Source organism: Polaromonas sp., assembly GCF_029945925.1.
Lineage (GTDB): Bacteria > Pseudomonadota > Gammaproteobacteria > Burkholderiales > Burkholderiaceae_C > Polaromonas.
The window spans coordinates 1-21,639 of sequence record NZ_JAQSDN010000067.1 but is presented as its reverse complement, the minus strand read 5'-3'; the positions used below and the strand labels follow the sequence as shown (position 1 = coordinate 21,639).

Genomic DNA, 21,639 nt, shown 5'->3' with positions numbered 1-21,639 from the left:
GATAGTCTCATTATTTTATTGATGGATAGTCGAATGGGGCCCAAACTCGCTGTTACCCTTGAAAATAAAACCCGGAGACAGCCTTGGAAGTTTCATTCAGCAAGGAAATCGAGTCGTTGCGCATGGGCGCGGGCGAAACTTTCCACGGCGAGGGCATCCTCGCGATCACCAAGGCATTGCTCCAGTCCGGCGTGGCCTATGTGGGCGGCTACCAGGGCGCACCGGTGTCGCACCTGCTCGACGTCATGGTGCAGGCCAAGCCCTACATGGACGAACTCGGCGTGCACGTCGAAGCCTGCTCCAACGAAGCCTCGGCCGCCGCAATGCTGGGCGCGTCCATCCACTACCCGCTGCGCGGCGCGGTGACCTGGAAATCCATCGTCGGCACCAACGTCGCGGCCGATGCGCTTTCCAATCTTTCCTCGCCCGGCGTCACGGGCGGCGCGCTGATCGTGGTCGGTGAAGACTACGGCGAAGGCGCCAGCGTGATCCAGGAGCGCACCCATGCCTACGCGCTCAAGTCATCGATGTGCCTGCTGGACCCGCGGCCGGACCTGGGCAAGATGGTGGCCATGGTCGAGCATGGTTTTCGCCTGTCCGAAACCTCGAACATGCCGGCCATTCTGGAGCTGCGCATACGCGCCTGCCATGTGCGCGGCAGCTTCGAATGCAAGGACAACCGCCCGCCGGCGATCTCGACGCGCCAGCTGATGGAGGAACCCGCCGCTTTCGACTACGCCAAACTCGCGCACCCGCCGGTCACCTTCCGCCACGAAAAACTCAAGTTCGAGGAGCGCATTCCGGCGGCGCGCCGCTACATCGTCGAGCAGCAGCTCAACGAGCTGATGGACGGGCCGCGCAAAGACCTCGGCATCATCGTGCAGGGCGGTATCTACAACGCGCTGATCCGCGCGCTGCAGCAGTTCGGCCTGTGTGACGCGTTTGGCCAGAGCGAGATTCCCCTGCTGGTGCTCAACGTCACCTACCCGCTGGTGCCCGAGCAGGTGGCGGAATTTGCGCTGGGCAAACGCGCGGTGCTGGTGGTCGAGGAGGGCCAGCCCGAATACATCGAGCAGGAGATCGCCACCTTTTTGCGCCGCCGCGACATCAACACGCCGCTGCACGGCAAGGACATGTTGCCCTCGGGTGGCGAATATTCGGTGGAGGTGGTGGCGCAGGGGCTCGTGCACTTCGTCGAGAAGTATTTGCTCCCTCTCCCTCTGGGAGAGGGCGGGGGTGAGGGAGCCGCGCACAAGCCCTCACCCCAACCCTCACCCACGGGGAGAGGGAGTCTGGAAGGGGCCAAGGCCTGGCTCCAGGGCAACATCGAGCGCCGCAGCGCAGTGGGCCGCGAGATCGCGGCGGAACTGAACCAACCTTTGCCGGTACGCCCGCCCGGCTTTTGCATTGGCTGCCCGGAGCGGCCGGTGTTCTCGGCGCTCAAACTCGCGCAGCAGGATGTGGGGCCGGTACACATCGCGGCCGACATCGGCTGCCACGCCTTCGGCACCTTTGCGCCCTTCTCATTCGGCCATTCGATTCTGGGTTACGGCATGAGCCTGGCCAGCCGCGCCGGCGTCTCGCCGATGATGGCGCGGCGCACCCTGTCCATCATGGGTGACGGCGGCTTCTGGCACAACGGCCTGCTGACCGGCGTGCAGTCGGCGCTGTTCAACGGCGACGACGCGGTGCTGCTGATCTTCAAGAACGGCTACACCTCGGCCACCGGCACGCAGGACATCATCTCCACGCCAAGTGATGACGCCAAGTTCAACGCCAGCGACAAGCTGCAAAGCCTGACCGACACCAACAAGACGATTGAAAACACCCTGCAGGGCCTGGGCATTCAATGGTTACGCACGGTGCACACCTACCATGTGGAGGAGATGCGCCAGACGCTCAACGAGGCCTTCACCACCGATTTCAACGGGCTCAAGGTCATCATTGCCGAGGGTGAATGCCAGCTCGAACGCCAGCGCCGCATCAAACCCTGGCTGGCCGGGTTGCTCAAAAAAGGCAAACGTGTGGTGCGGGTGAAATACGGCGTCGATGAAGACATCTGCAATGGCGACCACGCCTGCATCCGCCTGTCGGGCTGCCCGACGCTGACGCTGAAAGACAACCCCGACCCGCTCAAGGTGGACCCGGTGGCCACGGTGATCGACGGCTGCGTCGGCTGCGGCCTGTGCGGCGCCAACGCGCATGCGGCGACCCTGTGCCCCTCGTTTTACCGCGCCGAAGTGATCCAGAACCCGAAGTGGCATGAACGCCTGCTGGGCAGCGTGCGCGGCGCCTTCGTGCGGGCATTGCAGACATCATGAACATGAACCAACAACAACCCATCACCCTCCTGATCTGCGCCCTGGGCGGCGAAGGCGGCGGCGTGCTGACCGAATGGCTGGTCGACATCGCGCTGGCCAGTGGTTACGCCGCGCAGAGCACGTCGATTCCCGGCGTGGCCCAGCGTACCGGCGCCACCACCTATTACCTCGAAGTGTTCCCGGTGCCGCTGGCCGAACTGCAGGGCAAACGCCCGGTGTTCAGCCTGAACCCGGTGCCCGGCGCGCTGGACGGCATCGTGTCGTCCGAGCTGCTGGAAACCGCGCGCCAGATCGGCAACGGCATGAGCTCACCGCTGCGCACGCTGGTCATCAGTTCCAGCAGCCGCACCTTCACCACGGCGGAACGCATGGAACCGGGCGACGGCCGCACCGACAGCGCGCCGCTGCTGGAGGTGCTGCGTGCGCAAAGCCGCGAGCACCATGTGTTCGACATGGGCCAGATGGCGAAAGACTGCGGCACCGTTGTCAGCGCCGTGATGCTGGGCGCGATTGCCGGCAGCGGCCTGCTGCCCTTTGCGCGCCAGGCGTATGAAAGCGTGATCCGCCACGGTGGCAAGGGCGCCGAAGCCAGTTTGCGTGGCTTCGCCCAGGCCTTTGACCAAGTGGGCACACAACGGGCGCAGACGGCGCTGGTTACCCGCTTGCTATCAGAAGAGGAGCTGCTTGCGACCGTCTCTAAAGGGCTGGAGGCCTATTTGGCTCATATGTTCCCGGCAGAAGTGCACGACATGCTGGCCCTGGGCCACGCCCGCATGCTGGAGTACCAGGGCCGCGACTACGCCGACCTCTATGTCCAGCGACTGCGGCAGGTGCTGGCCGCCGAGGTGCAGGCGGACCCGGCTGCGGCGCAGGGCTACGCCATCACGCGCGAGATGGCGCGCTGGCTGGCACTGTGGATGGCGTTTGACGACATCGTGCGCGTCGCCGACCTGAAAAGCAGTGCCCAACGCTGGCAGCGTGTGCATGGCGAGGTCAAGGCGGGCGCCGGTGACCTGCTGCAGGTCTACGACCATTTCAAGCCGGGCGCCGCGGAATTCGCGGCCCTGCTTCCAGCGAGCCTGGCCGCGCGCGTGACGCGCTGGGACCGCCAGCGCGTGGCGCGCGGGAAGGCGCCGTGGGCGATGCCGCTGAAGGTCGGCACGCATTCGGTCTTCGGCATGCTGTCGCTGCGCCTGCTGGCCAGCCTGAAGTGGCTGCGCGTGCGCGGCAGCCGTTACGTCACCGAGCAGGCACTGATCGAGCAATGGCTGGCCGGCGTGGTGCGCGGCACGCAAAGCCATTGGCACCTGGGCCACGAGATCGCCTTGTGCGGCCGCCTGATCAAGGGCTACGGCAGCACCAACGAACGCGGCAAGGACAACCTCATGCATGTGCTGGAGCACCTGGCCACAGGCGCCACTTTTGCATCGAACGAATTGCGCGCAGCCGCCATTGCCGCCGCCCGCAACGCCGCCCTGCTCGATGAAGCCGGCAAGGCGCTGGACCAGACGCTGGTGAGCCACGGCGCACCGGCGCGCCCGGTGAAAGCACAACCGATCAGATGGGTCGACAACCCACACCGCAAGCCGCGTGCCGCCAGGACGACCTGAGTCGCGCTTTTCGAAACCCGGAAACCTGAAACCAAGAGGAGACAAACCATGAGCCCATTCTTCCAACCCGGCCGCCGCACCCTGCTGGCACTGGCGCTGATCGCCAGCAGCCTTTTTTCCGCAGCGCAGGCGCAGACCACTTCGTCAGGCTCAGGACAGGCCTGGCCGGCCAAGCCGGTCAAGGTCATCGTCAACTTCCCGCCCGGCGGCGCGGCCGACCAGCTGGCGCGCGCCATCGGTGTGCCGCTGGCCGAAGCCCTGGGCCAGCCGGTGGTGGTGGAAAACCGCGGTGGTGCCAACGGCAACATCGGCGGTGAAGCCGTGGCCAAGGCGCCGGCCGACGGCTACACCCTGCTCATGAGCTCGGGCGGCATGGTGTCGGTCAACCCGCACCTGTACCCGAAGATGTCCTTCAATCCGGCCAAGGACCTGGTGCCGGTGGCGGCCGCGGCGCGCGTGCTGGTGTTCCTGGAAGTCAAACCCTCGCTGCCGGTCAACAACGTGAAGGAATTCCTGGCCTACATGAAGGCCAACCCCGGCAAGCTGTCCTTTGGCTCACCGGGCAATGGCAGCTCGCCGCACCTGGCGGCCGAGATGCTGAAGGCCCAGACCAACACCTATGCGGTGCACGTGCCTTACCGCGGCGCGGCGCCGGCCATGCAGGACCTGCTGGGCGGCCAGCTCGACTTCATGTTCGACCCGGGCATCGGCCTGCAGCATGTGAAGGCCGGCAAGCTCAAGCTGCTGGCCGTGGGCAGCGCCAAACGCTCGCCCTTGTTTCCGGACGTACCCACCCTGGACGAAGCCGGCCTGAAAAACTTCGACGCCGACACCTGGTTCGGCTTTTACGCGCCGGCCGGCACCCCGCCGGCCATCGTGAACCGGCTGAACCAGGAGATCAACAAGATCCTCGCGACGCAGCCGGTGAAAGACCGCATCATGGCAATCGGTGGCATTCCGGCCCCGATGTCGCCGTCCGACTTCAACATGCGCGCAGCTATTGACGGCACACGTTTCGGTGCGCTGATCCGGGCGCGCAATATCAAGGGGGATTGAGCCCTCACGATCGCTCAATGCGTGCAGTTCCCTGCCCCCGCAAGGACAGCACGCTCCTGGCTTGTCATTGCGGACTTGATCCGCAATCCATGGGGGCACACCCGCGCCGGCTGCTCATGTGACATGGATCCCGGATCAGGTCCGTGATGACGCTTCAGGCGAAACCCTGCGCAGGCTCCACAGGCCTGCCTGACCTCCATCGACATAATGATCCCATGAGCAAACAGATCACCCACACCATCCGCGTTGAATTCGGCGACTGCGACCCGGCGCGCATTGTGTGGTTTCCCAATTTCTTCCGCTGGATAGACGCCGCCTCGCGCAATTTTTTTGTGCAGTGCGGTGTGCCGTCCTGGCAGGAGACCGAAAAAACACTCGGCGTGATCGGCACGCCGCTGGTGGACACGCATTCGCGCTTTCTGCGCACCGCCACTTACGGCGACACGCTGGACATCCACACGTCCATCCCCGAATGGCGCGAGAAAAGTTTTGTACAGCGTTACCGCATCATGCGCGGGGACGATGCCATCATGGAATGCGACGAGGTGCGCATTTTCGCCGGCCGGCGTGCCGACAACCCGGAAGCCATACGCGCCCTGCCGATTCCACCGGAGATTCGCGCCCTTTGCGAATAGTTTGAAACCAAATCTGCCTCCAGCTCTTATTGGACGGGCGCAAGCAGCTACAAAATCAGTAGCGCCCGGAAGTCGTTGACATTGGTGTGGGTGGGCCCCGTGATCACCAGATCGCCCAGCGGCTCGAAGTAGCCATAGGCGTCGTTGCGGTCCAGGAAGCCGTTGATCTTCATGCCCTGCGCCACCGCGCGCGTCAGGGTGTCGGGCGCCACAAAAGCACCGGCGTTGTCTTCCACGCCGTCGATGCCGTCGGTGTCGGCCGCCAGCGCATACACGCCGGGCTGACCCTGCAGGGCCAGCGCAAGACCCAGGCAGAACTCGCCGGCACGGCCGCCCCGGCCTTTGGCGGCCCCCGCTTGAAGGGGCCGGACCGTCACGGTGGTTTCGCCGCCACTCAAAATCACGCAGGGTTTGCTGAACGGTTGGCCCCGTAGCGCCACGGCACGCGCCAGCGCCGCATGCACCTTGCCGACCTCGCGCGACTCGCCCTCCATTTCGTCGCTGAGGATATGCGCATCCAGCCCCGCCGCGCGCGCCGCGGCCCCGGCGGCCTCGAGCGACTGCTGCGGCGTGGCCATCATGTGGACCTCGTGGCCGTCAAACGCCGGGTCGCCGGGCTTGGGGGTTTCCAGCGCCCCGCTTTCGAGTCGCGACAACACGTCCGCCGGCACGTCGATGCCGTAACGTTTCAGGATGGCCAGCGCGTCGGCGCAGCTGCTGGCGTCGGGCACGGTCGGGCCGCTGGCGATGATGGACGGGTCGTCGCCGGGTACGTCGCTGATGGTCAGCGTGACCACCCGCGCCGGCGCGCAGGCCGCGGCCAGGCGCCCGCCCTTGATGCGCGAGAGGTGTTTGCGCACACAGTTCATCTCGCCGATGTTGGCACCGCTGTTGAGCAGGGCCTTGTTGATGCGCTGCTTGTCTTCCAGGCTCAAGCCTTCGGCCGGCAGCGTGAGCAAGGCCGAGCCGCCGCCGGAGATCAGGCATAACACGAGGTCGTCCCGGGTCAAGCCTTGCACCATGGCCAGAATGCGCTGCGAAGCGGCCAGGCCGGCCGCGTCGGGCACCGGGTGGGCGGCCTCGACCATCTCGATGCGCTGCGGCAGACCTTCAGGCCGCGGCGGAATGTGGAGGTAACGCGTGACGACCAGGCCTTCGAGCGGCGCGTCCGCCGGCCACAGCGCTTCGACGGCCTGCGCCATCGAGCCACCGGCCTTGCCGGCGCCGATGACAATGGTTCTGCCCTTGGGCGGTGGCGGCAGGCAGGCGGCCGTGTTGTGCAGCGGCATGGCACGCGTGACCGCGGCGTTGTAAAGATGCTCAAGGAACTGGCGCGGATGGGTGGCGGGAACGGGTGCAGTCATTCAATGTCTCCTGCCCGCTATTGTGACGCCCCAAGCTGCTGGTACCCCACCTGAAACGACCGCGGCACCGGCGCCCTCACCGGTGCATGGCCGGCGCAAACCTACTTCTTGCCCAGGCCCAGACGCTGCGCGCCTTCGGTGTACAGCCGCGTTTTTTCCTTCATGAACGCGTCCATCTGGTCCACGCCCACGTTGACCAGCTCGAAACCGCTTTTGGCGGCGAGCGCCTTCATCTCGGGGTCATTGTTCAGGGCGGCCCACATGTCCGAAATCTTCTTGCGGGTCTCGGGCGGGGTGCTGCGGGGCACACCGATGCCGCGGTAGGCACCGTCCACCCAGTCCACACCCAGCTCCTTGAAAGTCGGCACATCCGGCATCAGCGGGTGACGCTTGTCCATGGCCACCGCCAGCGGGCGGATACGGGTCTTGTTGTTGATGGCAAACGCGGTGTAGGTCATCGCACCGTCCACCTGCGCGCCCATGACCGAGGTCGCCATGTCGCCCGTGCCCTTGAAGGGCACATAAATGGTCTTGACGCCAAACGCCGCGTTGAAGCGTTCGTGCGCCGCATGGTTGGCCGAGTTCTGGCCCGAGCCGCCCAGGCTCAGCTTGCCGGGGTCGGCCTTGGCCGCCTTGATGAAGTCCGCGAAGTTCTTGATCGGGCTCTGCTCGGGCACCACCAGGATGTCGGGCGTGTAGTGGAACCAGAACACCGGCGTGATGTCCTGCGTCTTGTATTGCACCAGGCCCTCGATGGGCTGGAACACGATGTGCGGCAGGTTCACACCCACGATGTTGAGCCCGTCGCCGGGCAGGGTGTTCATCTGCGACCACATCAGCGCGCCGCCGGCACCGGCCTTGTACTGGATGACGGTGTCGACGGCCGGGCATTTTTTCTTCAGCACCACCTGCTGGTGGCGCGCCGACAGGTCCGACTCGCCGCCAGGCGGAAAAGCCTGCCAGTACTGCAGGTTCTTGTCCGGGCAGGCCAGTCCTGAGCCCGTCGAAGGGGCCTGCGCCATGACGGCGGGTGCGGCGGCCAGGCAGGCGATGCCTATCCATTGTCTGATGTCAACTTTCATGCTGCTGTCTCCTTGTTTTATGTGAATGCCACGGGGAAAAGGGTTCAGGCCGCGCGCGCCTGCTGCGTGCCAACTTCGGCGAGCCATGCACACACAGCGGCGGTGACCTGTGCGGTGGTGGCGTTGCCGCCCAGGTCGCGTGTGTGCAGGGCCGGGTTGGCGGTGACGGCCTCGATGGCCTGCATCAGTTGCCGCGCCGCCACGTTTTCACCGAGGTGCTCGAGCAGCATGACGCAGCTCCAGAACGTGCCGACCGGATTGGCCAGGCCCTTGCCCATGATGTCGAAGGCCGAGCCGTGGATGGGTTCGAACATCGAGGGGTAGCGGCGCTCGGGGTCGATGTTGCCGGTGGGCGCAATGCCCAGGCTGCCGGCCAGCGCCGCCGCCAGATCGCTCAGGATGTCGGCGTGCAGGTTGGTCGCGACGATGGTGTCCAGCGAGGCCGGGCGATTGACCATGCGTGCGGTGCAGGCGTCCACCAGTTCCTTGTCCCAGGTCACGTCCGGGAACTCTTTGCTGATCTGCAGCGCAATCTCGTCCCACATCACCATGGCATGGCGCTGGGCGTTGGACTTGGTGACCACGGTCAGCAGCCTGCGCGGGCGCGCCTGCGCGAGCTTGAAGGCGTAACGCATGATGCGTTCGACGCCGGCGCGCGTCATCATCGACACATCGGTGGCCACCTCGATCGGATGGCCCTGGTGGGCACGGCCGCCGACGCCGGAATATTCGCCCTCGGAGTTCTCGCGCACGATGACCCAGTCCAGATCTTTCGCCGTGCAGCGTTTGAGCGGTGCGTCAATGCCGGGCAGGATGCGTGTGGGCCGCACATTGGCGTATTGGTCGAAGCCCTGGCAGATCTTCAGCCGCAAGCCCCAAAGCGTGATGTGGTCCGGAATATGCGGGTCACCCGCCGAGCCAAACAGGATGGCGTCCTGGTCGCGCAGCGCGTCCAGGCCGTCGTCGGGCATCATCACGCCGTGCTCACGGAACCAGTCGCCGCCCCAGCCAAAAGAGGTGAAAGCGAAGCCGAAATTCTGCGTGGCAGCCAGGGCCTGCAGCACCTGCTGGCCGGCCGGGACCACTTCCTTGCCAATGCCGTCGCCCGGGATGCAGGCAATCTTGTAAACCTTCATGACATGTCCTTGAAATTATTGACCCACAAGGATGGACTCTAGCGCTTGCCCGATTCAACAGAACGTCTTAAAGTAATTACATTGTTTACTTTGAGTTAATAATGAGCACACCGGCCTCCGCCCCTTCCGAGATGGCTTTTTTCAGCCTGCTGGCGCGCAGTGGCAGCTTCTCGGCCACGGCGCGCGAGCTCGACGTGACCACGCCGGCCATCAGCAAACGCCTGGCGCTCATGGAAGCGCGGCTGGGCGTGCAGTTGCTGAACCGGACCACACGCCGCATCAGCCCCACACCCGAAGGCGAGATTTACCTCAGCCATGCGCGGCGCATCCTGGCCGAGATCGCCGACATGGAGCAACTGGTCTCCAGCGCGGTGGCGGCGCCCAAGGGCCTGCTGCGCGTCAACGCCACGCTGGGCTTCGGACGCAGCCACATCGCCCCGCTGATCTCCAGCTTCGTGAAACAGCACCCGGACATGCAGGTCCAGCTGCAGCTCACGGTCAACCCGCCGCCGGCCAGCGAGGACGCTTTCGATGTGTGTGTGCGCTTCGGCGAGCCGCCCGAGGCGCGCGTGATCGCCCGCAAGCTGGCCCCGAACCGGCGCCTGCTGTGTGCGGCCCCCGCCTACCTGGCCAGACACGGCACGCCCAAGGTGCCGCACGACCTGACGCAGCACAACTGCATCGGCATCCGCCAGGGCGACGAGGCCTACGGCATCTGGCGCCTGACGTCGGGCAAACGTACGGAAACCGTGAAGGTGCGCGGCAACCTGAGCACCAGCGACGGCGAGATTGCCGTCAACTGGGCGCTGGCCGGCCACGGCATCGTGATGCGTGCCGAGTGGGACGTTGCGCGCTACCTGCACAGCGGCCGGCTGCGCCAGGTGCTGGAGAACCACCAGACCCCGCCGGCCGACATTCATGCGGTCTGGCCGCAGCGCCATCAGGTGTCGGCACGCGTGCGCGCCTTTGTGGACTACCTGGCGGGCCACTTCGAAAAATCGTCCACGCGGGCCGCGGGCCTGGTCACCCGCTGGTAAAAGGGGTGGTCAGGGCGAGGTCAGGCGTTGTCAGGGTGTCTTCGCTCCGGCTTCGAACCATTGCCGGACCAGGGCCCGTTCCGCCTCGGTGATGCCGGTGGAATTGTTCATCGGCATGGTTTTGCTGACCACCACCTGCTGGTACACCGCCTGCGCATGCTGCCTGAGCAGCGCCGGCGAGTCGAGGCGCACGTTTTTCATCTGCACCTGCGCGCCGTGGCACAGGTAGCAGCGCTGCTCCAGCACTTTTTGCAGATTTATATAGTCATTTAGGCCTGCAGCCCCCGCCATTCCTGCGCCACCAGCTATTGAATCAGTAGCAAGTCCGGCACCGGCAGCCTGCGGTGGCGGCTTCATCCAGACGATGGCGCCGAGGATCAGCACCAGCCCGACCAGCGCATAGGGCAGCGGGTTGCCGTTGCGGCCCAGCTTGTAGCCATGGCGCATGACAAAAAACTGGCGTATCAGCGCGCCGGCCAGCATCATCAGAATCAGCACCAGCCAGTTCTGCGGATGTCCCCAGGTGAAGCTGTAGTGGTTGCTGAGCATGGCAAACAGCACCGGCAGGGTGAAGTAGGTGTTGTGCACGCTGCGCTGCTTGCCGCGCTGGCCGTGCACCGGGTCCACCGGCTCGCCGGCCTTGATGCTGGCCACCACCTTGCGCTGGCCGGGGATGATCCAGAAGAAGACGTTGGCACTCATGGCGGTGGCAATCATGGCGCCTACCAGCAGAAAAGCGGCGCGCCCGGCAAACCAGTGGCAGGCCAGCCAGGACGCTACACACACGAGCACCAGCACCAGCGCGCCGACGATGGCATCACCGTTTTTGCGTTTGCCGAACAGCTGGCAAATGCCGTCGTACAGCATCCAGAACACCACGAAGAAAGACAAGGCCACGCCAATGGCGGCGCCGGGCGACCAGTTCATCAGCGATTTGTCGACCAGGTAGGTGCCGGCGTTCCAGAGGTAGGAGACGGTGAACAGCGCAAAGCCGGTAAGCCAGGTGCTGTAGCTCTCCCAGTAAAACCAGTGCAGGTGGGCGGGCAGCGTGGGCGGCTTGACCGCAAACTTGACCGGGTGGTAGAAACCGCCGCCATGCACGGCCCAGAGTTCGCCGCTGACGCCCTGGCGCTGAAGGTCTTCATCGACCGGCGGCGTCAGGCTGGAATCGAGAAAGACAAAATAAAACGAGGAGCCGACCCAGGCAATGGCGGTGATGACGTGGACCCAGCGCAGCAACAGGTTGGCCCAGTCCAGAAGATAACTTTCCATCCGATGACCTCCATGGGGCAGGCAAGGCCCTGCCATGATTGGAAGCTGCTCACCACCGCGGGCACTGTAAGCAGACAAAAGGTCACGAACAAGGACAGGCTTGCAAGCCATCCCGCTCCGCTGCGACCGGATCGCAAAAGTGTATGCGAACTACGCGCGGTGCAGCAACAACTGTGCCGCCACCGACACCGCAATCACCTCAGGCTCCTTGCCGGTGATGCCGGGCAGGCCGATCGGGCAGGTCACATGCGCCAGTTCTTCGGCGCTGAAACCGCGCGCCTCCAGCCGGTGCCGGAAGGTTGCCCATTTGGTTTTGCTGCCGATCAGGCCGATGTAAGGCAGGTCGCCCCGCTCGCGCTGGCGCTTGAGGCATTCGGCCACGATGTCCAGGTCTTCGGCGTGACTGAAACTCATGATCAGCACCCGCGACCGCGGCGCCAGGCCCGTCACCGCGCGTTGCACCGGGTCGGAATGTTCACACACCACCTGGTCCGGCACCGCCTCCGGGAAAATGCCGTCGCGGCTGTCGATCCAGTTCAGCGCAAACGGCAGGCGCGAGAGCACCTGAATCAGCGCAACACCCACATGCCCGCCCCCAAAAAGCGCAACCGGCTGTAAATTTGTATCCAGCCGGCGGCGCAGGCCCGGCACGTCGTCGGGCCCGACCGGTTCAAAGCACAGATGAACCACCCCGCCGCAGCATTGCCCCAGCGACGGACCGAGCACAAAACGGCCAAGCGCCTCACCCGGCAACCCCTGCAGACGTGCGCGCGCTCTCGCCATCGCCTCGTATTCCAGGTGGCCGCCGCCTATGGTGCCAACAGTCGCGCCGGCAAAAACCGCCATCCAGGTTCCGGCCTCGCGCGGCACCGAGCCTTCGGTGGCGCTCACCTCGACCAGCACGGCCGGCTCCAGCGCCAGCCGGGCCAAAAACAAATCCTTGAGCTGACTCACGGTAGAAACCCTCTGATACACGGCCCCCTCGCAGGGCCCGCAGAACGCATAATTCAGCCTCAGGGCAGCCGGTTTCTGTGACACAACCGGCGCCCGGGCAGACTGCACAATAGCAGCCACCACCGTCTGGCAACTACACAAGGATACGTATGCCTGAATCCTCACACCGCCGCTTCTGGCTTGTGGCCCTGCTTTCGACCGCAGCCGGCGCCCTTGTTTCCGCCTGCAAGTCCGCGCCCCCACCGGCAGCGGCACCCGAGCCGGCGGCACCATCCCCCGTGATCGGCCCGATCTCCGGCCCGGCCGGCTCGGCGCGCCAATCGGCCGCACCGACGGCCCGCGCCTACCGCCAAAGCGGCGCCAGCCACCTTTATGGACTGCACGCCGACCGCATCTACAAGGGGAAAATGCCGCCCCTGCTGTACGCCATTGGTGTGCTGAACGTGGAAATCAACCAGGTCGGCATCGTGACCCGCCTGGACTGGATGCGGGCACCGCGCCATGCGCCCGAAGTGGTTGCCGAGATCGAACGCATGATCAAGGCCGCATCGCCTTTTCCGGCGCCGGTACGCATTGGCAAGGTCGTCTACACCGACACCTGGCTCTGGCACAAAAGCGGCAAATTCCAGCTCGATACGCTGACCGAAGGGCAGACTTAAAGCCCCCACGGTTGCTCACTTCGTGTAGCGCCCTGCCCCCCCGAGGGGGCCGCTGCGCCTGCGGACTGGCAAAGCCGGATCCGCGGCCCCTGCTTGAATTAACACTTCACGCAGTTCACTCCGCATGGATGGGTCAGGACCCGCGATACGTGGAATAACTCCAGGGGCTGACCAGCAGCGGCACGTGGTAATGCTGGCTGGTGTCGGCCACGCCGAAGTCCAGGCTCACCCGGTTCAGGAAATTCGGCTCCGGCAGCGTCACGCCGCGGGCACGGAAATATCCCGCCACGTCGAACACCAGCCGGTAGGTGCCGCGCCGAAGGCTGCTGTTGTCATAGAGCAGCCCGTCGGGGTTGCGGCCGTCGCTGTTCAGTTGGAAGGCTTTCACCAGCGTGGCCTGGCCGCCGTCGGTGGTGTACAGCTCGACGAACATGCCGGCCGCTGGCGTGCCGTGCATGGTGTCCAGCACATGTGTGCTCAGGCCCATGTCAATTCCTTGTTTGGGGTGCATCGGTCAACCCGATAGTCTACTGAAAGTGTATACAGTTTTAGGCTTTCCGACTATCATTTGCGCCATGGAATCGTCCACCACCAGCGCCATTGTCGAAGCCCTGACCAAGGCTATTGTGGAGCACCGGCTGCATCCCGGCACCAAGCTGGCCGAGCAGAAACTGGCCGACCACTTCGGCGTTTCGCGCACGCTGGTGCGCCAGGCCCTGTTCCAGCTCTCGCAAAACCAGCTGATCCGGCTCGAGCCCGCGCGCGGCGCCTTTGTCGCTGCGCCTTCGGTCAACGAGGCGCGCCAGGTGTTTGCGGTGCGCCGCATGCTGGAAGCCGAGATGACCCGGGCGTTTGTGCGCAGTGTCACGCCGGCCCGGATCAAGGCCCTGAAAGAACATGTGGCGCAGGAAAAAATGGCCGTGGAGCGGCAGGATGCGCCGGGTCGCACCGAGTTGCTGGGTGACTTCCATGTCCGCATGGCCGAGCTGATGGGCAACGAGGTGCTGGCGCAAATGCTGGGCGACCTGATTTCGCGCTGCTCGCTGATCACGTTGATGTACCAGAGCGCCAGCGCCGCCGAACACTCGCACGACGAACACGCCGAAATCGTCAGGGCGTTGGCCGCCAGGGACGAGGAGCGCGCCGTGCGCCTGATGGACGAGCACCTGCAGCATGTCGAGGAAAATCTCAGCTTTGACCGCCCGATGCCGACCAACGATATTTCCATGGCCCTTTCATGAAAAATCCCGCCGACATGCCAAGTCAATTTTCCGCCGGGCCGCCCCAAGGAAGATTAGCCCCCCCGGGGGGCAGCGCAGCACACGCAGTGGCAAGCGTGGGGGCCACATACCCACGCGACCTCATTGGCTATGGCCGCACGCCGCCGCATGCGCAGTGGCCGGGGCAGGCCCGCATTGCCGTGCAATTCGTTCTGAACTACGAGGAAGGCGGCGAAAACTCCGTGCTGCATGGCGACGCCGGCTCCGAACAGTTTCTCTCCGAGATGGCCAACCCGCCCAGCTACCCCGAACGCCACCTGAGCATGGAAGGCATTTACGAGTACGGTTCGCGGGCCGGCGTCTGGCGCCTGCTGCGCGAGTTTGAAAACCGCCGGCTGCCGCTGACCGTGTTCGGCGTCAGCATGGCCCTGCAGCGCCACCCCGAGCTGACCGCCGCCTTCGCCGAGCTGGGCCACGAAATCGCCTGCCACGGCCTGCGCTGGATTAATTACCAGGGTGTGGACGAAGTGGTCGAGCGCGAACACATGCGCCAGGGCCTGGACATCATCACCCAGATGACCGGCCACCGGCCGCTGGGCTGGTACACCGGCCGCGACAGCCCGCGTACGCGGCGGCTGGTCGCCGATGACGGCCAGCTGACTTATGACAGCGACTACTACGGCGACGACCTGCCGCTGTGGATGAAAGTGGCGCGCACCGATGGCACCGTGGTGCCGCGGCTCGTGGTGCCCTACACGCTGGACACCAACGACATGCGTTTTGCCCTGCCCCAGGGCTTCTCCCAAGCCGATGATTTTTTCACCTATCTGCGCGACAGCTTCGATGCGCTGTATGCCGAGGGCGACCCGAACGGTCTGAACGCGCCCAAGATGCTCAGCATCGGCATGCACTGCCGCCTGCTGGGCCGGCCCGGCCGCGTCGTAGCGCTGCAGAAATTCCTCGACCATGTCCAGCAGCACGAACATGTCTGGATCTGCCGCCGCATCGACATTGCACGGCACTGGCAGCAAGTCCATCCCTTTAAAGAATGACCATGACCCTGACCCTTGAACAACTCAACACCGCACCGACTCCTGAAGCCGCGGCCTGGCTGACCGGCCTGTACGAACATTCGCCCTGGATCGCCGATGCCGCGCTGGCACACCGCCCTTTCCGGTCGCTGGCTCACCTTAAACATGTGATGGCCGGCATCGTCCGCGAAGCCGGCTGCGAGGCCCAGCTCACGCTGATCCGCGCCCACCCCGAACTGGCCGGCAAGGCCATGGTCAGCCGGGCGCTGACCGCCGAGTCGACGAACGAACAGGGCAAGGCAGGCCTGACGGACTGCACGCCCGACGAGTTCGCGCACCTCCAGGCACTCAACACCGCCTACAACACGAGGTTCGGCTTTCCTTTCATCCTCGCCGTGCGCGGCCCGCGCGGCACCGGCCTGAGCCGGCAGGAGATCATCGCCACCTTCGAGCAACGGCTGGCCAACCACCCCGACTTCGAGCTCGCTGAGGCCCTGCGCAACATCCACCGCATCGCCGAGTTGCGCCTCAACGACAAGTTCGGTCTGGAACCCCGCCTGGGCAACCAGGTCTGGGACTGGCAGGAACAGCTGAGCGCCTTCAGCGACCCGGGCTACCTGGAAAAAGGCCAGCTCACGGTGACCTACCTCACCGACGCGCACCGCGCGGCCGCCCGGCTGATTGAACAGACCATGCGGGACAGCGGCTTCGACGAGGTGAGTGTGGACGCGGTCGGTAACGTGGTGGGCTGCTACAAGGCGCGCCCTCACCCCGACCCTCTCCCGGCGGGAGAGGGAGTGAAAACACTCATGACCGGCTCGCACTATGACACCGTGCGCAACGGTGGCAAGTACGACGGCCGCCTTGGCATTTTTGTACCCGTGGCCTGCGTGGCCGAGCTGTCGCGCGCGGGCAAGCGCCTGCCTTTCGACTTTGAAGTGATGGCTTTCGCAGAAGAAGAGGGCCAGCGCTACAAGGCCACTTTTCTCGGCTCCGGCGCGTTGATCGGCCAGTTCAACCCGGCCTGGCTGGACCAGAAAGACGCCGACGGCATCAGCATGCGCGAAGCCATGCAACACGCCGGCCTGCCGGCCACGCTGGAGGCCATCCGCGCACTGCAGCGCAAGCCGGCCGACTACCTGGGTTTTGTCGAACTGCACATCGAGCAGGGCCCTGTGCTCAATGAACTCGACATCCCGCTGGGCATCGTGACCTCCATCAACGGCGGCGTGCGTTACACCTGCGAGGTCACCGGCATGGCCAGCCACGCCGGCACCACCCCCATGAACCGCCGGCGCGACGCGGCCCTGGCCGTGGCTGAACTCGCGCTGTATGTGGAGCAGCGCGCCGCGCGCGACGGCGACTCGGTCGGCACCATCGGCATCTGGACGGTGCCCGGCGGTTCGACCAACGTGGTGCCCGGCCGCTGCCAGTTCACGCTGGACCTGCGCGCTCCCAACGATGCGCAGCGCAACGCCATGGTGGCCGATGTGCTGGCCGAACTGAAAACCATCTGCGAACGCCGCGGTGTCCACCACAGCACCGAAGAAACCATGCGTGCCGCTGCTGCGCCCAGTGCCCCTGCCTGGCAACAGCGCTGGGAGAAAGCGGTGGACAGCCTGGGCGTTCCGCTTTACCGCATGCCCAGCGGCGCGGGCCACGACGCGATGAAGCTCCACGAGGTGATGCCGCAAGCCATGCTGTTTGTGCGCGGCCAGAACTCGGGCATCAGCCACAACCCGCTGGAAAGCACGACCAGCGACGACATCGACCTGGCCGTCCAGGCTTTCCAGCACCTGCTGAGCCAATTTGCCGGACCCAGCCATGACTGATGACGAAAAACTGGATGCCTGGGTGGACGCTCACTTCGAGGAGGAAGTGCGCTTTCTGCAGGAACTGATCCGCGTGCCCACGCCCACGCCGCCCGGCAACAACGCCCCGCATGCCGAACGCACGGCCGAACTTCTCCACGCTTTCGGTTTCGAAGCGGAAAAACACAAGATCGCGCCGGTGGAAGTCAAGGCCTATGGACTGGAATCCCTGACCAACCTGATCGTGCGCCGGCGTTATGGCGAAGGCAGGACCATTGCCCTGAACGCCCATGGCGACGTGGTGCCGCCCGGTGAGGGCTGGACCCAGGAACCCTATGGCGGCAAGGTCGTGGACGGCAGGATCTACGGCCGGGCATCGGCCGTGAGCAAGTCCGATTTCGCCACCTACACGTTTGCCGTGCGGGCGCTGGAGGCGCTGGGCATCCCGCTGCAGGGCAGCGTGGAGCTGCATTTCACCTACGACGAGGAGTTCGGCGGGGAGATGGGTCCCGGCTGGCTGCTCAAGAACAAGCTCACCCGGCCGGACCTGCTGATCGCCGCGGGTTTCAGCCATGAAGTGGTCACCGCCCACAACGGCTGCCTGCAGATGGAAGTCACGGTGCACGGCAAGATGGCCCATGCCGCCATCCCCGACACCGGTGTGGATGCACTGCAGGCCGCCGTGCACATCCTCAATGCCCTGTATGCGCAAAATGTGCAGTACCAGAAAATCACGTCCCAGGTCGCAGGCATCACCCACCCCTACCTCAACGTGGGCCGCATCGAAGGCGGCACTAACACCAACGTCGTGCCGGGCAAGGTGATGTTCAAGCTGGACCGCCGCATGATTCCCGAGGAAAAACCGTTTGAAGTGGAACGCGAAATCCGCAAGGTGATCAATGATGCCGCCAGGGAGGGCGAAGGTGTCCGCGTCGAAATCAAGCGCCTGCTGCTGGCCAACGCGCTCAAGCCGCTGCCGGGCAACCAGCCGCTGGTCAATGCGATCCAGAAGCATGGCCAGGCAGTCTTCGGTGAGCCCATCCCGGCGATGGGCACGCCGCTGTATACCGATGTGCGCCTGTACGCCGAGGCCGGCATACCGGGCGTGATTTACGGCGCCGGGCCACGCACGGTGCTCGAGTCCAACGCCAAACGCGCCGACGAACACCTGGTCCTCGACGACCTGCGCGGCGCGACCAAGGTGATTGCGCGCACGCTACTTGAACTGCTGGCGCCCCTGCCATGAACCCCTGCCGCCGGCAGCCATCCCCTTTCTGCACGGTGCGGGCCGGTTCAGGGCATATCCCGATGGCTGCGCCGTGCACCCGACCCACAATCAGGGATGCACAGGGTGCCTCCAGACACCGGCCGGGCATTTTTCTTGCTTGACGTGATACATCCCCAACCTTCTCCGGAGCACCCATGACAAAACGCGCTTTCATCAAGACCTTCGCAGCCCTGGCCGTCACGGCCGCCACCGCCGTCTGCGGCAATGCCTACGCCCAGAACACACCTGTCAAGTTCCAGCTGGACTGGCGTTTTGAAGGACCGGCGGCACTGTTTCTGACCCCCGCCGCGAAAGGTTATTTCAAGGACGTCAAGCTGGATGTCACGATTGACGCCGGCAACGGCTCGGGCGGCACCGTCACCCGCGTCGCGTCGGGCAGCTACGACATGGGTTTTGCCGACCTGGCCGCGCTGATGGAATTCCATGCCAACAACCCCGACGCCGCCAACAAGCCGGTCGCGGTGATGATGGTCTACAACAACACGCCGGCTTCTGTGATGGCCCTGAAAAAATCCGGCATCAAGACCGTGGCCGACCTGAACGGCAAAAAACTCGGTGCGCCGGTGTTTGACGCCGGCCGCCGCGCCTTTCCGATTTTTGCCAAGGCCAACGGCATCAGCGGCGTGCAGTGGACCGCCATGGACCCGCCATTGCGTGAAACCATGCTGGTTCGGGGCGATGTCGATGCCATCACCGGCTTCACCTTCACCTCGCTGCTCAACCTCGAAGCGCGCGGCGTGAAAGCCGAAGACGTGGTGGTGCTGCCTTACGCCGACAACGGCGTCAAGCTCTACGGCAACGTGATCATCGCCTCGCCGAAAATGATCAAGGAGAACCCCGCCGCCGTGAAGGCCTTCCTGCTGGCCTTCACCAAGGGCGTGAAGGAAGTCATCGCCAAACCGGCGGCCGCGATTGAAGATGTCAAGGCACGCGACGGCATCATCAACACCGCGCTGGAAACACGCCGCCTGCAGCTGGCCATTGACACCGTGATCAACAGCCCCGACGCACGTGCCGAAGGTTTCGGCCAGGCCAGGGGCCCGCGCCTGACACTGATGGCCTCGCAGGTGTCGGACGCCTTCAACACCAAGACACGTGTCAATGCCGACAGCGTGTGGAACGGCTCCTTCCTGCCCACGGTGGCCGAACTCAACGTTCTGCCCGCCGCGAAGAAGTAACTGAGTAACTGCGAAATACGGCGCCCGCCGGCGACCCGCGCCGGGAGACACCCTGAACGACACGGCCGGCCTTTCCCTGAAACGCCGGCCGTTGTCCTGAAGACCCCGGGCGAATCACAAAACTCAAAAAAACATGCAAGCACATCCCGACGGCCATTTTGTTGACTTCAGCGACGTCTGGCTCGCCTACAACGACGAGTTGCTGGCGCAAAACCACTTCGCCGTGGAAGCAATCGACCTCAAGGTACGCGAGGGCGAGTTCATCGCCATCGTCGGACCCTCGGGCTGCGGTAAATCAACCTTCATGAAGCTGACCACCGGCCTGAAAATGCCGTCCAAAGGCCGCATCACGATCGACGGCCAGCCAGTCACCGGCCCGCTGAAGATTTCCGGCATGGCTTTCCAGGCACCGTCGCTGCTGCCCTGGCGAACCACGGTGGACAACGTGCTGCTGCCGCTGGAGATCGTCGAGCCCTTTCGCAGCCAGTTCAAGTCCAAACGCAAGGAATTCGAGGAACGCGCGCGCAAGCTGCTGCAGAAGGTCGGCCTGGGTGGTTACGAGGACAAGTTCCCGTGGCAGCTGTCGGGCGGCATGCAGCAACGCGTGAGCATCTGCCGCGCGCTGATCCACGAACCCAAGATGCTGCTGCTCGACGAGCCCTTCGGCGCGCTTGATGCCTTCACACGCGAGGAACTGTGGTGCATCCTGCGTGACCTCTGGACCGAGCAGCGCTTCAACGTCATCCTGGTCACGCACGACCTGCGCGAGTCGGTCTTCCTGGCCGACACCGTGTATGTGATGAGCAAAAGCCCGGGGCGTTTTGTCGTCAAACGCGAGATCGACCTGCCGCGCCCGCGCGACCTCGAGGTGACCTACACCCAGGCCTTCGGCGACATCGTCCACGAGCTGCGCAGCCATATCGGGGCCATCCGCACGCCCGTCATCAACCCCGCGCCAGCCACAGAGGGTAAATAAGCCATGACAAAAAAACAGATTGAACGCTGGTCCCCGTTTGTGCTGCTGCTGGCCATCCTGGCGCTGTGGCAAGGGGTGGTCATGGTGTTCGGCATCGCCGAGTACATTTTTCCCGCACCGCTCGCGATCGCCCAGTCCATGGCCGAGTTTGCCGGCCCGATCGCGCAGGCCGCCTGGAAAACCTTCTGGGTCACCATGGTCGGCTTCGGCCTGTCCATCGTGGTCGGCGTGATGCTGGGCTTTCTGGTCGGCTCCTCGCGCCTGGCCTATGCCGCGGTCTACCCGCTGCTGGTCGCCTTCAATGCCGTGCCCAAGGCGGCGATTGTGCCCATCCTGATCGTCTGGTTCGGCATCGGCGTCGGCCCCGGCATCCTGACCGCCTTCCTGATTTCGTTTTTTCCGATCACCGTGAACATGGCCACCGGCCTGGCCACGCTGGAGCCCGAGCTCGAAGACGTGCTGCGCGTGCTGGGCGCCAAACGCTGGGACGTGCTGGTCAAGGTCGGCCTGCCGCGCTCCATGCCCTACTTCTACGGCTCGCTCAAGATCGCGATCACGCTGGCCTTTGTCGGCACCGTGCTGGCGGAAATGACGGCCGGCGACTCCGGCATCGGTTACCTGATGCTCAGCGCCGGCTCGCAGCAGCGCATGGCGCTGGCTTTTGCCGGGCTGGTGGTGATCGGCGCCATGGCGATGATCATGTACGAGCTGTTCAGCTATATCGAGAAGCACACCACCGGCTGGGCGCACCGCGGATCGCAGGGCGGTTGAGTCTTGCAGAAGGCTGCCGGAGCGGAAGCCCGGGGTTTTCAGGACAAATGGGGCTCCAGCCCTTATGGTACCTGCGCAAGTAGCTACTGAATCAATAGCATCTCGCACATCCCTCGCATCACGCTGCGCCAGCGGACTGCTTGGGACAGTAGGCGCAACTCCCCACTCCCTCCCCCCACCCCTCCCTCGCCCCGCTGGGCGATGGCGGGGAGCTTCATTTGGCCGCGTGTGCTGCGCT

The 21,639-nt window shown here is 64.8% G+C and carries 19 protein-coding genes; 13 read left to right on the top strand and 6 right to left on the bottom strand.

Annotated features, from left to right (window positions below; all coding sequences use genetic code 11):
• Positions 1-83: 83 nt before the first annotated feature.
• The 4 genes from PSV40_RS21840 (at position 84) to PSV40_RS21825 (ending at position 5,622) form a co-directional block, all read left to right on the top strand.
• A complete protein-coding gene (locus tag PSV40_RS21840) occupies positions 84-2,321 on the top strand; it encodes an indolepyruvate ferredoxin oxidoreductase subunit alpha (RefSeq protein ID WP_300541882.1) in 2,238 nt (745 codons plus the stop codon).
• 2 nt (positions 2,322-2,323) lie between these two features.
• The gene (locus PSV40_RS21835; protein ID WP_300541880.1) at positions 2,324-3,931 is read left to right on the top strand and encodes an indolepyruvate oxidoreductase subunit beta family protein; all 1,608 of its coding nucleotides are present in this window, start codon (positions 2,324-2,326) and stop codon (positions 3,929-3,931) included.
• A 48-nt stretch (positions 3,932-3,979) separates the two neighbouring features.
• The gene (locus tag PSV40_RS21830) at positions 3,980-4,987 is read left to right on the top strand and encodes a tripartite tricarboxylate transporter substrate binding protein (RefSeq protein WP_300541878.1); all 1,008 of its coding nucleotides are present in this window, start codon (positions 3,980-3,982) and stop codon (positions 4,985-4,987) included.
• 215 nt (positions 4,988-5,202) lie between these two features.
• Positions 5,203-5,622, top strand: a complete 420-nt coding sequence (locus tag PSV40_RS21825; RefSeq protein ID WP_300541876.1) for an acyl-CoA thioesterase — start codon at positions 5,203-5,205, stop codon at positions 5,620-5,622.
• 47 nt (positions 5,623-5,669) lie between these two features.
• On the opposite strand, the gene PSV40_RS21820 is transcribed toward PSV40_RS21825, so the two are convergent.
• The 3 genes from PSV40_RS21820 to PSV40_RS21810 form a co-directional block, all read right to left on the bottom strand.
• Positions 5,670-6,986: a glycerate kinase gene (locus tag PSV40_RS21820; protein ID WP_300541874.1), complete on the bottom strand. Its 1,317-nt coding sequence runs from the start codon at positions 6,984-6,986 to the stop codon at positions 5,670-5,672.
• 101 nt (positions 6,987-7,087) lie between these two features.
• A complete protein-coding gene (locus tag PSV40_RS21815; protein WP_300541872.1) occupies positions 7,088-8,068 on the bottom strand; it encodes a tripartite tricarboxylate transporter substrate binding protein in 981 nt (326 codons plus the stop codon).
• Between the two features lie 44 nt (positions 8,069-8,112).
• Positions 8,113-9,204, bottom strand: coding sequence for a tartrate dehydrogenase (locus PSV40_RS21810; RefSeq protein WP_300541870.1), 1,092 nt, complete (start codon positions 9,202-9,204; stop codon positions 8,113-8,115).
• A 101-nt stretch (positions 9,205-9,305) separates the two neighbouring features.
• Between PSV40_RS21810 and PSV40_RS21805 the strand changes: the two genes are divergently transcribed.
• Positions 9,306-10,241, top strand: coding sequence for a LysR family transcriptional regulator (locus PSV40_RS21805; protein WP_300541868.1), 936 nt, complete (start codon positions 9,306-9,308; stop codon positions 10,239-10,241).
• A 30-nt stretch (positions 10,242-10,271) separates the two neighbouring features.
• Here PSV40_RS21805 and PSV40_RS21800 read toward each other — a convergent pair whose 3' ends face one another.
• Positions 10,272-11,513: a urate hydroxylase PuuD gene (locus PSV40_RS21800; protein WP_300541866.1), complete on the bottom strand. Its 1,242-nt coding sequence runs from the start codon at positions 11,511-11,513 to the stop codon at positions 10,272-10,274.
• Positions 11,514-11,663: 150 nt separating this feature from the next.
• Entirely contained in the window at positions 11,664-12,467 is an 804-nt protein-coding gene (gene xdhC, locus PSV40_RS21795) for a xanthine dehydrogenase accessory protein XdhC (protein ID WP_300541865.1), read from the bottom strand.
• A 149-nt stretch (positions 12,468-12,616) separates the two neighbouring features.
• On the opposite strand from xdhC, the gene PSV40_RS21790 reads away from it, so the two are divergent.
• On the top strand, positions 12,617-13,126 hold the full coding sequence (locus PSV40_RS21790) for a hypothetical protein (RefSeq protein ID WP_300541863.1): 510 nt from the start codon (positions 12,617-12,619) through the stop codon (positions 13,124-13,126).
• Between the two features lie 133 nt (positions 13,127-13,259).
• On the opposite strand, the gene uraH is transcribed toward PSV40_RS21790, so the two are convergent.
• Entirely contained in the window at positions 13,260-13,613 is a 354-nt protein-coding gene (gene uraH, locus PSV40_RS21785; protein ID WP_300541861.1) for a hydroxyisourate hydrolase, read from the bottom strand.
• An 88-nt stretch (positions 13,614-13,701) separates the two neighbouring features.
• Between uraH and PSV40_RS21780 the strand changes: the two genes are divergently transcribed.
• From PSV40_RS21780 to PSV40_RS21750, 7 genes are all read left to right on the top strand, one after another.
• Complete coding sequence (locus tag PSV40_RS21780) at positions 13,702-14,367, top strand: GntR family transcriptional regulator (protein ID WP_300541859.1); 666 nt, start codon at positions 13,702-13,704, stop codon at positions 14,365-14,367.
• Between the two features lie 86 nt (positions 14,368-14,453).
• The gene (puuE, locus tag PSV40_RS21775; RefSeq protein ID WP_300541857.1) at positions 14,454-15,398 is read left to right on the top strand and encodes an allantoinase PuuE; all 945 of its coding nucleotides are present in this window, start codon (positions 14,454-14,456) and stop codon (positions 15,396-15,398) included.
• A 2-nt stretch (positions 15,399-15,400) separates the two neighbouring features.
• A complete protein-coding gene (gene uraD, locus PSV40_RS21770) occupies positions 15,401-17,209 on the top strand; it encodes a 2-oxo-4-hydroxy-4-carboxy-5-ureidoimidazoline decarboxylase (protein WP_300541854.1) in 1,809 nt (602 codons plus the stop codon).
• A complete protein-coding gene (locus tag PSV40_RS21765; RefSeq protein ID WP_300541852.1) occupies positions 17,202-18,434 on the top strand; it encodes an ArgE/DapE family deacylase in 1,233 nt (410 codons plus the stop codon). Before uraD ends, PSV40_RS21765 begins: the two co-directional genes overlap by 8 nt.
• A gap of 176 nt (positions 18,435-18,610) precedes the next feature.
• Entirely contained in the window at positions 18,611-19,654 is a 1,044-nt protein-coding gene (locus PSV40_RS21760; protein WP_300541850.1) for an ABC transporter substrate-binding protein, read from the top strand.
• A 133-nt stretch (positions 19,655-19,787) separates the two neighbouring features.
• The gene (locus PSV40_RS21755; protein WP_300541848.1) at positions 19,788-20,630 is read left to right on the top strand and encodes an ABC transporter ATP-binding protein; all 843 of its coding nucleotides are present in this window, start codon (positions 19,788-19,790) and stop codon (positions 20,628-20,630) included.
• Positions 20,631-20,633: 3 nt separating this feature from the next.
• Positions 20,634-21,401, top strand: a complete 768-nt coding sequence (locus tag PSV40_RS21750) for an ABC transporter permease (RefSeq protein ID WP_300541846.1) — start codon at positions 20,634-20,636, stop codon at positions 21,399-21,401.
• The last annotated feature ends 238 nt before the right edge of the window (positions 21,402-21,639 follow it).